The sequence below is a fragment of the Roseovarius sp. CH_XMU1461 genome, from assembly GCF_037027165.1.
Classification (GTDB): domain Bacteria; phylum Pseudomonadota; class Alphaproteobacteria; order Rhodobacterales; family Rhodobacteraceae; genus Roseovarius; species Roseovarius nubinhibens.
In genome coordinates this window covers 403,379-416,223 of sequence record NZ_JAYMDV010000002.1, presented here as the reverse complement: position 1 = coordinate 416,223, position 12,845 = coordinate 403,379, and the positions used below count along the sequence as shown (strand labels likewise).

Genomic DNA, 12,845 nt, shown 5'->3' with positions numbered 1-12,845 from the left:
AGATCCGTGCCCGGGCCATTACCGCTGGCGCTACTGCGCCACCGCCCGCAACAGCCGCTTGCGGCTCGCCGGGATGGCCTTGATCTCGACCCCGGTGAACACATGCAGCGTGTTGAGATGGGTGTCGACCACCGCATGATCGCTGACCCAGCCGCCCATCATCAGATAGGTCTTGAGCAAGGGCGGCATCTGCTTCATCGCGGCCTTGGCATCGGGCCTGCGCAGCCGCAGCATCTGGGCAAAGCGCACCACGCTCGGCGCTTTGACCCGCGGCAACCAGCGCCGCGGCGCAAGATGCCGCTGACTCAGAATACCGAATGTATCGAGGTAGTTATCCGCATCGGTGCCGGTAAAGGACGAGCATCCGAACAACAGTTCAATGCCGTTTTCATCGACATAGCGCGTCATCGCGCCCCAGGCCACGCGTAGAATATCCGGGTCACGCCGCGCCGGATCGATACAGAACCGCCCCATCTCGACCATCGGCCCGGCAAATTTCTCCAGCGCCTCCAGCCCATAGAACTGCGCCGAATAGCTCTGGGAAATGTCGCGCCCATCGTCCAATCGCAGGAAGCGGAAACAGCAGACGAGATCGCCGGTCGCCCGTTCCTCCACGAGGATATGGGCACAGCGCGCGTCGTAATCATCGGCATCGAGATCGAACCGCCCGCCGCCGAACACCTTGGCCCGCAGGCTCTGCGCCCGGATCACATCCGCCGGGCTCTCGGCCTCTCGCGCGCTATAGCGTCCCTTGAACAACATGCTCCGGCTCCCCCTCCTGGGTCATCTACAAGATGTTGGGAGAGTTTAGGCAAAAAGCAATGACAAAGCGGTGACAGCCCCCGCCGCCGGGGACCGCTGTGACGCTACGTAAAATGCTTAGCCGCCGAACAGGGTGGACGGGTCGAGACGCCCGATATTGCCGAGCATTTGGCGCAAGAACCCGTTGCCTTCGACCGAACTGTCGGTGACCCGGCGCGACAGAACCACGACCTGACCGTCCTGCAGCCCGAATCGTTCGACATTGGCCACCACATCGGCCTGATCAAAACTGATCGCCAGCACCTGCCGCTCGATCACCTCCGGGCGCAGCGCCCCATAATGGCGTACCCGGCTGCGAACATAGTAATAATTGCCATCGCTGAGCACACCGGCGGTCGAGGGCGGCCCGACCACATCATCCACCGTGGCACGGGTATCAACGCCCACAACGATGTTTTGCAGTTCTTCTTCGGGCGGCACATAGCCATGATTGCGATAAAGTGTGGTACACGCCGTCGACAGCATGAGAAACAGCCCCAGTACGGCCGTTTTCCAACGAAACTCATGCTTCATGATTGCTGCCCTCTTGATCTTGGCCTCATGCGCCTTTTATCCCGCTTACAGTAACAAGGTCCATAGGATCAAGAAAGGAAGCAGCCCCAGATGGCAGAAGGAACCGCGATGACAGGCACGCTCAAGGTCGCAGAGCTCTCGCAGCGCAAACCCAACCGCTTCCGCATCGTGCCGGACGCGCAAACCCTGCAGGACCTGGCCGGCACGCTCGATCTCGTGGATCTGCGCAAGGTGCTTTTCGAGGGCGAAGTGACCTCCGAAGGCCGCCGCGACTGGCGGCTCAAGGCCCGTCTCGGTGCCACGGTCATTCAGCCCTGCGTCGCCACGCTCGCCCCGGTGACCACCCGAATCGACACGCCCGTGTCGCGGCTTTACGTGGCCGGCGGGCTGCAAACCCCCCAAGGCGAAGAGATCGCGATGCCCGAGGATGACACGCTCGAGCCTCTGGGCGAGGTGATCGACCTCGACGCGCTCTTGCATGAGGAACTGTCGCTGGCCCTGCCCGCCTACCCGCGCGCCACCGCCGAGGATCCCCTCGTGGCCACCGCCGCCCCCAAAGGCGCCGAGCCGCTGACCGATGAAAAGATAAAACCCTTTGCAGGGCTTGCCGAACTGCGCAAGAAAATGGAAAAGGACGACTGAGACCCGCCCCGTTTCGACGGCCGAAAATTCCACTTGCCCCGGCGGCATTTCGCTGTATTTTCGCGCTCTCATCGGAATCTGGGGTGTACGCGTGGCCTGCAACCCTGTAAGAGCCGCCCAAACATCGTGAAACCGGGCCTCGCGGCCCACAGGAATTGAGGTTGTGACATGGCTGTCCAACAGAACAAAGTATCGAAATCGCGTCGCAACAACCGTCGCGCACATGACTCGCTCGTGGCCGAAAACCCGAACGAATGCCCCAACTGCGGTGAGCTCAAGCGCCCGCACCACGTCTGCGCGGCCTGTGGCCATTATGCAGATCGTGAAGTTGTGACCATGTCGGACGATATCGACCTGGAAGACGACGCGGCATAATCGCGAAACAAGGGGCGCCCGCCGCATGACCGCTGTGACGGATAATTCATCCAAAGCGGGTGCCGGGCGCACCGTTATCTCGGTTGATGCCATGGGGGGCGATCGTGGCCCCTCCGCCGTTGTCGGCGGGCTGGCGAAATCAGCCAAGAAAAATCCGGATCTCGCATTCATCCTGCACGGGCCCCGCGCCGAGCTTGAACCGCTCGTGGCGCGGCGCAAACATTTGGCCGATCGCGTCGAAATTCGCGATGCGGCCGATGTCGTCTCGATGGAGGACAAGCCCGCCCAGGTGATGCGCAACGGCAAAGGCACGTCCATGTGGTCGGCCTTGGAATCGGTGCGCGCGGGCGAGGCCACGGTCTGTGTCTCCTGCGGCAATACCGGTGCGCTGATGGCGCTCTCGGTGCTGCGCCTGCGCCGTCTGGCGGGCATCTACCGCCCCGCCATCGCCGTGCTTTGGCCCTCGCGCAACCCGCAGGGGTTCAACGTGCTGCTGGACGGCGGCGCCGATATCCGCGCCGATGCCAAGGACCTCATGCAATATGCGCTGATGGGCACCTCCTATGCGCGCAACGGTCTCAACCTCGAACATCCGCGTGTCGGGCTGCTCAATGTCGGCACCGAAGAGCACAAGGGCCGGGCCGAGCTCAAGGAGGCGCATGATCTCATCGCCGCCAATGCGAGCCAGGCCGGGTTCAAATTCGTAGGCTTCGTCGAAGGCCGCGACCTGCCGAGCGATGTCTGCGACGTGATCGTCACCGACGGCTTCACCGGCAATGTGGCGCTCAAGACCGGCGAAGGCACCGCCTCGCTGATCTCCGAACAGCTTCGCGCCGCGTTCCAATATTCGCCCCTGTCGCGCCTCGCCTCGCTCTTGGCCTATACCTCGCTGCAACGGCTGAAAAAGCGGATCGACCCGCGCCGCGTCAATGGCGGCGTCTTCCTCGGCCTCAACGGCACGGTGGTCAAATCCCACGGCTCGGCCGACGCCACCGGCGTCGCCGCCGCGATCAAGCTGGCCTTTCAACTTGCCGAGAGCGGGTTTTCCGATAGGTTGGCGGCGCGTGTGGCCTCGGCCAACCTGCCGTCGCGCTATGGCGACGGCGATGACGACGACAGCGATGATGACGCTGTGACCAAAGAAAGTAACTGAACATGACCCTGCGCGCCGTTGTCGAAGGTGTCGGCCATTACCTGCCCGATCGGATTGTCGAGAACGCCTGGTTCGAGGAGTTTCTCGACACGTCGGACGAATGGATCAGAACGCGCTCGGGCATCGAACGGCGTCATTTCGCCGCCGAACATGAAACCACCTCCGATCTGGCGCTCGCCGCCTCCAAGGCCGCGCTCGCCAATGCCGGGCTCGAGCCCGACGACATCGATTGCGTGCTTGTCGCCACCTCGACCCCGGACCTGACCTTTCCCTCGGTCGCCACCATGGTGCAAAACCGCCTCGGCATGACCCAGGGCTTTGCCTTCGACGTTCAGGCCGTCTGCGCCGGTTTCATCTATGCGCTGTGCAACGCCAACGCGCTCATCGTCTCGGGCCAGGCCCGCCGCGTGCTGGTCATCGGCGCCGAAACCTTCAGTCGAATCATGGATTGGGAAGACCGCTCCACCTGCGTGCTCTTCGGTGATGGCGCCGGCGCGCTGATCCTCGGCGCCGAAGAGGGCGTCGGCACCAAGGAAGACCGCGGCATTCTCGCCACCGATCTCAATTCCGACGGGCGCTACAAGGACATGCTCTATGTCGATGGCGGCGTCTCCACCACCGGCACCGCGGGCAAGCTGCGGATGCAGGGCAATCAGCTCTTCCGCCAGGCCGTGGAAAAGCTCGCCTCCACCGCCGAAACCTCGTTGGAAAAGGCCGGGTTGCTGAGCTCGGAAGTCGACTGGATCGTACCGCATCAGGCCAATATCCGCATTATTTCCGGCACCGCGCGCAAGCTCGGCCTGTCGATGGACCGCGTCGTTCTGACGGTGCAGGACCATGGCAACACCTCCGCCGCGTCGATCCCGCTGGCGCTGTCGGTGGGCGTGGCCGAGGGCCGGATCAAACGCGGCGATCTGGTGCTGTCCGAGGCCATTGGCGGCGGTTTGGCCTGGGGTTCCGTGGTTCTGCGCTGGTAAAACCTGAGAAATCCCGCTTAAACAGCCACTTCCAAGTGGTTGATATTGACTCGTTTAATACTTCCCCGCAATGTTATCCAAAGCATCCAGGGGGACGACATGAGCGAAACCACACTGACACGCATGGACCTGAGCGAGGCGATTTTCCGCGAAGTCGGTTTGTCGCGCAACGATTCCGCCCAACTAGTGGAAAGCGTGCTCGACCATATGTCCGACGCGCTGGTGCGCGGGGAACAGGTCAAGATTTCATCTTTCGGCACCTTTTCGGTGCGCCAGAAATCGGCCCGCATGGGGCGCAACCCCAAGACCGGAACCGAAGTGCCGATCGATCCACGCCGCGTGCTGACCTTTCGCCCCTCTCACCTGATGAAAGAGCGCGTGGCGGCCGGCAACAAACGCTAAGGCGGACCGAGCCGATGCCCAAATCCGCAGACGCCTTCCGCACCATCAGCGAAGTCGCCGATTGGCTGGGCGTTCCCGCCCATGTTCTGCGCTTTTGGGAAAGCAAGTTCAGCCAGGTCAAACCGGTCAAACGCGCGGGCGGCCGCCGCTACTACCGCCCCGCCGATATGCGCCTCCTGGGCGGCATCCGCAAATTGCTGCATGACGATGGGATGACCATCAAGGGCGTGCAGAAACTCCTACGCGAACAGGGCATCAAACATGTGGCCGCGCTGTCGCTGCCGCTCGACAGCGACGACGACCCTGTCGAGATCCCAGCCACCGCGCCCGCCGCGCCGGAAACGGCCAAGGTGCTGAGCTTCAGCCGCGATGACAATGCCGAAGACACCTCCTCCGAGGACAGCGCCGCCGCAATCCCTGCGCCGCAGAGCGAACCAGAAGAGGCATCGCCCACTAAGACGCCCGAGCCGGCCCCGGTAGACACACCCGCCGCCACGGCATCGGACGCGCCACCAGCCGCGCACTCTCCCGAGGGTCAGGCCCCAGAGACAACGCCGCCAGCCGCCAGCGCACCCACGACCACAGAATCGCCCATTGAGGCCACAGACGCGCCCGAAGCGCCCTTCATGTCCGAGGCCACCAGCGCCGAACCTGCCCCGCAAGACACGGCCAGCGACGACAGCAGCGACGATCGCAGCGCAGACACAGCCCCAGTCGCAGAAACGCCGCCCGAGACGCCTGTAGAGACGCGCTCTGAGGCCCCCTCAGACGCGGCAGACCCCGCGCCCGAGGCACCTGCGCCAGACCCCACAGCCGCCACCCCAGCCCCCAAACGCCCCGCCGCCCCGCGCCCGCGGTCGATCACCCTGCCCGACGATCCCGCCGACACGATCGCCGCCGCCCCCGGCCCGCTGAGCGCGCTCAGCACGCTCGACCGGGCGCGCCTCGCCGGGCAAGGCTCTGATCTGAGCGTCCTTCTCGACCGCGTCCGGCGCTTTCCGTCGACGAAAGCCAATTCTCGCAAATGAGTGCCGCCTTTTTGGCAAAACCCCCTTGTGCTCGGTTTCAAAAACGGTATGAAGCCTGCACTGAGTTCGGGCTATGGCGCAGCCTGGTAGCGCGTCCGTCTGGGGGACGGAAGGTCGCAGGTTCGAGTCCTGCTAGCCCGACCATAAAACCACCCCACCTAACCCGCCCGATCCGTTGTAGCGGAAAGGACCGACCATGACCGGTGTGCTTGCAGATCACCAGATCAGCCAGATGATCACCGACGGCGGCATCGCCGCCTCCGTCCCGGTCGAACCGGGTCAGGTGCAGCCCGCCTCGCTCGATCTGCGCCTCGGGGAACGGGCCTACCGCGTGCGGGCCTCCTTCCTGCCGGGTCAGGGCAACACGGTCACCGACCGGCTCTCCGATCTCACCATGCATGAAATTTCGCTCGCCGGCGGCGCGGTGCTCGAAAAGGGCTGCGTCTATGTCGTGCCGCTGATGGAACGGCTCCGCCTGCCGCAAGGCATGACCGCCGCCGCCAGCGCCAAGAGCTCGACCGGCAGGCTCGATCTCATGACCCGGGTGATCACCGATCAAGGGGTCGAATTCGACCGCGTGCAGGATGGCTATGACGGGCCGCTCTATGCCGAGATCTGCCCCCAGAGCTTTTCGGTCGTGGCCCAGCCCGGCCAGACCCTGACCCAGATCATCTTTCGCCAGGGCCGCACCATGCTCTCGGATGACGAGCTGCGCGCCGTCCACGCCCAAACGCCCATCGTCTCGGACACGCCGGTGATCTCCGACGGGCTCGGCTTTTCGGTCGATCTGCGGCCCCGCTCCGGCGATCTGGTGGGCTACCGGGCCAAGCGGCACACCGGCGTCATCGACCTCGCCAAGCTCGGCCATTACGACCCGGCGGATTACTGGGAAGAGATGCGCACCACCAAGGGCCGGATCATCCTCGATCCCGGTGCTTTCTACATTCTGGTGAGCCGCGAGGCGATTTCGATCCCGCCCGATTGTGCGGCGGAAATGGCGCCCTATCTCGCCATGGTCGGTGAATTCCGGGTGCATTACGCGGGGTTCTTCGACCCCGGTTTCGGCTATGCCGAAGCCGGCGGCGCCGGCTCGCGCGGGGTGCTCGAAGTGCGCTGTCACGACGCGCCTTTCGTGCTCGAACATGGGCAGGTTGTCGGCCGGCTCATCTATGAGCGCATGGCCAGCGCGCCAAAGACGCTCTACGGCGCGGCGCTGGCCTCAAACTATCAGGGCCAGGGCCTCAAGCTTTCAAAACATTTCCGCAGCTAAGGACGGCGAGGGACAGGCGGCCAAGAACAGGCAGCCCGCCCGCTCACATCCGCCCGATACGCCGCGCCATGCGCATCGTCTGCTTGGCCCGCTGCTGCGTGGCCGCGCTGTCGGGCGCATTGGGCTTGGCCCCCGGCTCTGGCGCGTCCTTGCTGCCGAACTTGCGCGACGCCACATCGATGCCAGTGTTGACGCCCTTGTTGATCACCCGGCGCATGACCTGCCGGATCACCATATTGATCACTTGGTTCATATTCATCGCTCACACTCCTCTCGGCCCTTCGGCCAACCGTTACACCCAATATAGGGGCGGATCTTGGCGTTTTCAGGGCATTCGGGGCGGCACTCTCACGCCTCGAACATATCGCCCTGATCCTCAGCCGCGATCCCGGCCCCGTCATCCTCGTCATCCTCGCCATCCGGCAGCCCCGGCATCGACGACGGCGGCGGCCGGTTGTCGAGAAGCCCCGCCGCCCGCAGCTCCTTGAGCCCCGGCAGATCGCGCGCACTCTCGAGCCCGAAATGTGCCAGAAAATCCTGCGTCACCACAAAGGTGATCGGCCGCCCCGGCGTCATCTTGCGCCGCCCGAACCGGATCCACTCCATCTCGAGCAGCTGATCGATCGTCCCCCGGCTCACCGACACGCCGCGGATCTCTTCGATCTCGGCGCGGGTCACCGGCTGATGATAGGCGATGATCGCCAGCGTCTCGATCGCCGCCCGGCTGAGCTTGCGGGTCTCCACCGTCTCGCGCTGCATGAGAAAACCGAGATCGGGCGCGGTGCGAAACGCCCAGGCATCGCCGACCTTTGCCAGCGCCACCCCCCGCCCTTCATAGCGCTTCTTGAGATAGACCAGCGCCTCCGCCGCGTCGCTGCCATGGGGCATCCGCGCGTTGAGCTCGTTCACCGTCACCGGCTCGGCGCTGGCAAACAAAATGGCCTCGACCATGCGCTCCTGTTCCGCGATGGGCGGCGCTTCAAAAAGGCTCTCGCCCCGCGCCTCCTCTTCTGCGCCCACGTCCTCGGGCGACAGGGTGGCCTCGCTCTGGTCGTCCTGCGGACCTGTGTCGCTCATCTTCCGTCCTCTTCCTTCCGCCGCCGCACCTGGATCGGCGCAAAGACCTCGGATTGCTTGATCTCGAGCTTGCCCTCCTTGGCCAGCTCAAGCGCCGCCGCAAAGGTCGAGGCGGTGGCCGACCGCCGCTTGGCGGGATCGGTGCCAAACCCTTCGGGCATATAGCTCGAAATATCCATCCAATCGCCGGCAAAGCCGATCAGGCTGCGCATCCGCTCGAGCGCCTCTTCGAGCGAAAAGATCGACTCGCGGTCGAGCGCATAGGGCCGAAACTCGTCCTTGGTCCTGATCCGCGCATAGCCCTGCATGAGATCGAGAAGCGTCGCGGTATAGGTCACCTTGCGCACCCGCTCCATCGTCTCGGGGATGCCGCGCGCAAAGAAATCCCGCCCCAGCCGCGACCGCGCCATGAGCCGCGCCGCCACATCGCGCATCGCCTGCAGCCGCTCGAGCTGAAACGCCAGATGCGCGGCAAGCTCTTCGCCCGACGGGCCATCCTCCGACGGATCGGGCGGCAGCAGAAGCCGCGATTTGAGAAAGGCGAGCCAGGCCGCCATCACCAGGTAATCCGCCGCCAGCTCGATCCGCAGCTCGCGCGCCTTTTCAACGAATTTGAGATATTGCTCGGCCAGCTGCAGGATCGAGATCTTGCGCAGATCGACCTTCTGCGTCCGGCTCAGCGTCAGCAGCAGGTCGAGCGGCCCTTCATACCCGTCCACATCGACGATAAGCGCCTCTGCCGCCACCCGTTCGGCAACGCGGCTGCGCTCATCCTGTTCGATCTCGTGAAAGAGGTTGTCGGACACGTCTGGCGACTTGGCCTCCCGGCGCTACTGCAATTCTGCCAGCTTGGCCTTCAGGGCGCGAATGTCAACCTCGCAGGCCACCTGCCGCCGCGCCATCGCCGCCTCGGCCCGGGCCTGCGCCGCCGGGCTCATCCGCCCCGAGGCCTCGGCCACAACCGCCCGCGTCGCCAGATCGGCATTGCACAAGAGCACCACGTCACAGCCCGCCTTGAGCGACGCGCGCGAAATCTCCTCGGGCGTGCCGTTCAGGGCCTTCATGCTGATGTCATCGGTCATCAAAAGCCCGTCAAAGCCGATCTCGTCGCGGATCATCGCGATCACCTTGGGCGACAGGGTCGCGGGCAGATCGTCCAGCGCCTCATAGACCACATGCGCCGTCATCGCCATCGGCTGATCGGCGAGCCGCGCGAAGGGCGCGAAATCCACCGCCCGCAAATCCTCGGCGCTGGCCGCCACGCGCGGCAGCTCGAGATGGCTGTCACAGCTCGCCCGGCCATGGCCCGGGATATGTTTCACCACCGGCAGAACCCCACCGGCCAAAAGCCCTTCGGCCACCGCCGCGCCAATCTCGCCCACCGCATCCGGCGCATCGCCATAGCAGCGGTCGGTGAGAAACTCATGGGTCGCCTCGGCGATCACATCGACCAGCGGCGCACAATTGCTGTCGACGCCCAGCGCCCGCAGCTCTTCGGCCATGATCCGGTAGCGCAGGCGCATCGCCTCCGCCGCCTTCGGCCCGGCCCGGCGCACCTCGTCCAGAGGCGCGTCCCAGCCCGTCCAATGCGGCGGGCGCAGCCGCTGCACACGGCCGCCTTCCTGATCGATGGTGATGACCGCGTCGCGCCCCACCGCCTCGCGCATCTCCGAAGTCAGCGCATGGACCTGCTCGGGCGTCTCGATATTGCGCCCAAAGAGGATAAACCCGAACGGGTCCGCCTCGCGAAAGAAGGATTTTTCCTCGTGGCTGAGCTTGGTACCGCTGGCATCGAGGATCGTCGCGCCGAACCGGCTCACCGCGTCACCACCGGGATGCACTCGGCCCGTTCCGCCACCAGCGCGGAACAGAAGCGCCGCGCCTCGGCCAGATCATCGAACCCCATGGCACGCAGGCGATAGAAGGTCCGGCCACCGCTGGTGGCCTTCTGGATCACCCGGTTCTTGCCGTCGAGATAATCGCCAAACCGCGCCTCGAGCCGCGCCCATTCCTCGCGGGCAATCGCCTCGCTCTTATAGGCGCCAAGCTGTGCCAACCGCGTGCCCACCGGAATGCTCTCGGGATCGACATCCTGCGATCCGGCGGCGGCGGCCGCCGCCACACCGGGCTCGGCCGAGGCCACCTGCCGCAGCGCCGCAGGCCGCGCCAAGGGGCGCAGCGACCGGGCCAGCCCATCTGTCGCCAGCGCCGCCACAGGCTCTGCTTCCTCAGTCTCCACCGCGAGGCTCGCCGGTTGCAGCGTCTCAAGCGGCTCGGCGCCCTCGGCGAGGCTCTCGGCCAGCGCCAGAATTTCCGCCTCGCTCATATCCTTGACGGATTTCGCCGGGGCCGCCGGCGTCGTGCGGACAACCGCCCCCGGCGCCGTGCCAGCCGGCACTTCTTCGAATATCAGATCGAGCGGCTCGGGCGCCAGCACAAGCCGGTCCGCCGGCGCCGCCGCCGTGCCCACTGCCGCCACATCATTGACCGACAGGCCTTGGTTGCGGGCCTGCTGGCCACCGGGATCTTCGGGCTGAACGCGCATCGGGCCTTTCGAGGCCTGAATGACCGGCACACCGCTGAGATCGCGGGTCATCATATTGACGCCCCAGACCACCATACCGACAACCAACCCAAGCGAGAGGGCCGCGCCCACCAGATAGGTTGCTTTTTCCAGAGGATGTCCCGGGTGCTGCTCCGGGGTCGCGGCCATCGGCCGCGGCGCCTGCATCTGTGCCATGTCTCGCCTCTTGTTTTCCCGACGATACATGGCCGCCGGGACGTTTCCGCCTCACGCCCCGGCGATTATGCAGGATGTCTTAGCGCATCTCTTCCACCGGAGTTACGCCCAGAATACCAAGCCCGGCCGAAATAACAACGGTCGCCGCCCGCGCCAGTGCGATTTTTGCCTGTGATGTGGCCGCATCGCCCTCTTGCAGGAACCGCAGCCCCGGCTCGTCATGGCCCCGGTTCCACAGCGCATGCAGATCGCTGGCCAGATCATAGAGGTAGAAGGCCACGCGATGCGGCTCATTGGTGCGCCCGGCAATCTCGACGAGACGCGGCCATTCGGCGATCTTGCGCGCCAGCGTGAGCTCGGCCTCATGGCTCAGGATCGACAGATCGGCCTTGGCCAGCGTCGCATCATCGGCGGCAATCCCCGCCTCCGCCGCCTTGCGCAGCACCGACGACACCCGCGCATTGGCATATTGCACGTAAAAGACCGGGTTGTCCTTGGACTGCTCGACCACCTTGTCGAAATCGAAATCGAGCGGCGCATCGTTCTTGCGGGTGAGCATATGGAACCGCGTCACATCCGCGCCGACCATATCCACCACATCGCGCAGCGTGACAAAGGTGCCCGCCCGTTTCGACATCTTGAACGGCTCGCCATTCTTGTAGAGCTTGACCAGCTGGCACAGCTTGATGTCGAGCGGCACCCGCCCGTCCGAAAGCGCCGAAACCGCCGCCTTCATCCGTTTGACATAGCCGCCATGATCGGCCCCGAACACGTCGATGAGCGCGTCAAAGCCACGGCTCACCTTGTCATAGTGATAGGCGATATCGGGCGCGAAATAGGTCCAGGCCCCGTCGGATTTCTTGACCGGCCGGTCCACATCGTCGCCATGCTCGGTGCTTTTGAACAGCGTCTGCTCGCGCGGCTCCCAATCCTCGGGCTTCTTGCCCTTCGGCGGCTCGAGAACCCCTTCATAGATGAGCCCCTTGCTCTCGAGCTCGGCCAGCGCCGCCTCGATCCGGCCCGTGCCATAAAGCGACTTTTCGGAATAGAACTCGTCCATCTCGACGCCGAGCGATTTGAGATCCTCACGAATGAGCCCCATCATCTTCTCGGTGGCAAACTCGCGCACCTTCTCGAGCCAGACCTCCTCGGGCTGGCCGACATAGGCATCGCCCACCTCGGATTTGAGCGCCTCGCCCACCGGGATGAGGTAATCGCCGGGATAGGTGCCATCTTCAAAGGCAACCTCCTGCCCATGCGCCTCGAGATAGCGCAGATAGACCGACCGCGCGAGCACATCGACCTGCGCCCCGCCATCGTTGATGTAATATTCGCGCGTCACCTCATGGCCGGTGAAATCGAGAAGGCTCGCCAGCGCATCGCCAAAGACCGCGCCCCGCGTGTGCCCCACATGCAGCGGCCCGGTCGGGTTGGCGCTGACATATTCCACATTGACCTTGCGCCCCTGCCCCATGGTCGAGCGGCCAAAATCCGGCCCCGCCGCGAGCACCGCGCGCAGCACCTCATGCCATTGCCCCGGCGCCAGCCGCAGGTTGAGAAACCCCGGCCCCGCCACTTCGGCACTCGCGATGCGCGAGTCGTCGGCCAAACGCGCCGCCAGATCCTCGGCAATGTCGCGCGGCTTGAGCCCGGCAGGCTTGGCCAGCACCATCGCGGCATTGGTCGCCATGTCCCCATGCAGCGGATCGCGCGGCGGCTCGACCGCCACGTTGGACAGGTCCAGCCCTGCAGGCAGGGTATCGGCGTCCATCATCGCCTCGAGCGCGGCAATCACGGTGCCGCGGATTTCGGTGAACAGGTTCATATCTCTTGCGCCTCTTTGATC

General features: G+C 64.8%; 15 protein-coding genes and 1 tRNA gene. 8 read left to right on the top strand and 8 right to left on the bottom strand.

Annotation, left to right across the window (positions count from 1 at the left end; all coding sequences use genetic code 11):
• Positions 1–30: 30 nt before the first annotated feature.
• The gene (locus tag WA237_RS07310) at positions 31–762 is read right to left on the bottom strand and encodes a GNAT family N-acetyltransferase (RefSeq protein WP_336097194.1); all 732 of its coding nucleotides are present in this window, start codon (positions 760–762) and stop codon (positions 31–33) included.
• 117 nt (positions 763–879) lie between these two features.
• Positions 880–1,335 carry an outer membrane protein assembly factor BamE gene (locus WA237_RS07305; RefSeq protein ID WP_009815282.1) on the bottom strand — a complete coding sequence of 152 codons (456 nt, stop codon included), beginning with the start codon at positions 1,333–1,335 and terminating at the stop codon, positions 880–882.
• Between the two features lie 90 nt (positions 1,336–1,425).
• On the opposite strand from WA237_RS07305, the gene WA237_RS07300 reads away from it, so the two are divergent.
• From WA237_RS07300 to WA237_RS07265, 8 genes are all read left to right on the top strand, one after another.
• Entirely contained in the window at positions 1,426–1,977 is a 552-nt protein-coding gene (locus WA237_RS07300) for a YceD family protein (RefSeq protein WP_336097193.1), read from the top strand.
• A 168-nt stretch (positions 1,978–2,145) separates the two neighbouring features.
• The gene (gene rpmF / locus WA237_RS07295) at positions 2,146–2,352 is read left to right on the top strand and encodes a 50S ribosomal protein L32 (protein ID WP_009815284.1); all 207 of its coding nucleotides are present in this window, start codon (positions 2,146–2,148) and stop codon (positions 2,350–2,352) included.
• Between the two features lie 25 nt (positions 2,353–2,377).
• The gene (gene plsX, locus WA237_RS07290; RefSeq protein ID WP_198011674.1) at positions 2,378–3,505 is read left to right on the top strand and encodes a phosphate acyltransferase PlsX; all 1,128 of its coding nucleotides are present in this window, start codon (positions 2,378–2,380) and stop codon (positions 3,503–3,505) included.
• Positions 3,506–3,507: 2 nt separating this feature from the next.
• A complete protein-coding gene (locus WA237_RS07285; protein ID WP_009815286.1) occupies positions 3,508–4,482 on the top strand; it encodes a beta-ketoacyl-ACP synthase III in 975 nt (324 codons plus the stop codon).
• A 99-nt stretch (positions 4,483–4,581) separates the two neighbouring features.
• Positions 4,582–4,884, top strand: coding sequence for an integration host factor subunit alpha (ihfA, locus tag WA237_RS07280; protein WP_083780943.1), 303 nt, complete (start codon positions 4,582–4,584; stop codon positions 4,882–4,884).
• Between the two features lie 14 nt (positions 4,885–4,898).
• Positions 4,899–5,912 (top strand): MerR family transcriptional regulator, encoded by a 1,014-nt coding sequence (locus WA237_RS07275; RefSeq protein WP_336097192.1) that lies wholly within the window; start codon positions 4,899–4,901, stop codon positions 5,910–5,912.
• A 67-nt stretch (positions 5,913–5,979) separates the two neighbouring features.
• Positions 5,980–6,056 (top strand) — tRNA-Pro (locus WA237_RS07270).
• 52 nt (positions 6,057–6,108) lie between these two features.
• Positions 6,109–7,182: a 2'-deoxycytidine 5'-triphosphate deaminase gene (locus WA237_RS07265; RefSeq protein WP_336097191.1), complete on the top strand. Its 1,074-nt coding sequence runs from the start codon at positions 6,109–6,111 to the stop codon at positions 7,180–7,182.
• Positions 7,183–7,225: 43 nt separating this feature from the next.
• Here the strand turns inward: WA237_RS07265 and WA237_RS07260 are convergent, their stop codons facing one another.
• From WA237_RS07260 to argS, 6 genes are all read right to left on the bottom strand, one after another.
• Positions 7,226–7,441, bottom strand: a complete 216-nt coding sequence (locus WA237_RS07260; RefSeq protein ID WP_336097190.1) for a hypothetical protein — start codon at positions 7,439–7,441, stop codon at positions 7,226–7,228.
• Between the two features lie 89 nt (positions 7,442–7,530).
• Positions 7,531–8,259: an SMC-Scp complex subunit ScpB gene (gene scpB / locus WA237_RS07255; RefSeq protein ID WP_336097189.1), complete on the bottom strand. Its 729-nt coding sequence runs from the start codon at positions 8,257–8,259 to the stop codon at positions 7,531–7,533.
• Positions 8,256–9,065 carry a segregation and condensation protein A gene (locus tag WA237_RS07250; RefSeq protein ID WP_216017034.1) on the bottom strand — a complete coding sequence of 270 codons (810 nt, stop codon included), beginning with the start codon at positions 9,063–9,065 and terminating at the stop codon, positions 8,256–8,258. Before WA237_RS07250 ends, scpB begins: the two co-directional genes overlap by 4 nt.
• Positions 9,066–9,089: 24 nt before the next feature.
• Positions 9,090–10,100 (bottom strand): beta-N-acetylhexosaminidase, encoded by a 1,011-nt coding sequence (gene nagZ / locus WA237_RS07245; protein ID WP_336097188.1) that lies wholly within the window; start codon positions 10,098–10,100, stop codon positions 9,090–9,092.
• On the bottom strand, positions 10,076–10,999 hold the full coding sequence (locus tag WA237_RS07240; RefSeq protein ID WP_336097187.1) for an SPOR domain-containing protein: 924 nt from the start codon (positions 10,997–10,999) through the stop codon (positions 10,076–10,078). The genes nagZ and WA237_RS07240 overlap by 25 nt, the downstream gene beginning before the upstream one ends.
• A 79-nt stretch (positions 11,000–11,078) precedes the next feature.
• Positions 11,079–12,824: an arginine--tRNA ligase gene (gene argS, locus WA237_RS07235; protein WP_336097186.1), complete on the bottom strand. Its 1,746-nt coding sequence runs from the start codon at positions 12,822–12,824 to the stop codon at positions 11,079–11,081.
• Between the last annotated feature and the right edge of the window lie 21 nt (positions 12,825–12,845).

Excerpts from the sequence above, each read along its gene's own strand:
- WA237_RS07310 (WP_336097194.1), bottom strand. The coding sequence starts at position 762 with ATGTTGTTCAAGGGACGCTATAGCGCGCGAGAGGCCGAGAGCCCGGCG.
- WA237_RS07305 (WP_009815282.1), bottom strand. The coding sequence starts at position 1,335 with ATGAAGCATGAGTTTCGTTGGAAAACGGCCGTACTGGGGCTGTTTCTC.
- WA237_RS07300 (WP_336097193.1), top strand. The coding sequence starts at position 1,426 with ATGGCAGAAGGAACCGCGATGACAGGCACGCTCAAGGTCGCAGAGCTC.
- rpmF (WP_009815284.1), top strand. The coding sequence starts at position 2,146 with ATGGCTGTCCAACAGAACAAAGTATCGAAATCGCGTCGCAACAACCGT.
- plsX (WP_198011674.1), top strand. The coding sequence starts at position 2,378 with ATGACCGCTGTGACGGATAATTCATCCAAAGCGGGTGCCGGGCGCACC.
- WA237_RS07285 (WP_009815286.1), top strand. The coding sequence starts at position 3,508 with ATGACCCTGCGCGCCGTTGTCGAAGGTGTCGGCCATTACCTGCCCGAT.
- ihfA (WP_083780943.1), top strand. The coding sequence starts at position 4,582 with ATGAGCGAAACCACACTGACACGCATGGACCTGAGCGAGGCGATTTTC.
- WA237_RS07275 (WP_336097192.1), top strand. The coding sequence starts at position 4,899 with ATGCCCAAATCCGCAGACGCCTTCCGCACCATCAGCGAAGTCGCCGAT.
- WA237_RS07265 (WP_336097191.1), top strand. The coding sequence starts at position 6,109 with ATGACCGGTGTGCTTGCAGATCACCAGATCAGCCAGATGATCACCGAC.
- WA237_RS07260 (WP_336097190.1), bottom strand. The coding sequence starts at position 7,441 with ATGAATATGAACCAAGTGATCAATATGGTGATCCGGCAGGTCATGCGC.
- scpB (WP_336097189.1), bottom strand. The coding sequence starts at position 8,259 with ATGAGCGACACAGGTCCGCAGGACGACCAGAGCGAGGCCACCCTGTCG.
- WA237_RS07240 (WP_336097187.1), bottom strand. The coding sequence starts at position 10,999 with ATGGCACAGATGCAGGCGCCGCGGCCGATGGCCGCGACCCCGGAGCAG.
- argS (WP_336097186.1), bottom strand. The coding sequence starts at position 12,824 with ATGAACCTGTTCACCGAAATCCGCGGCACCGTGATTGCCGCGCTCGAG.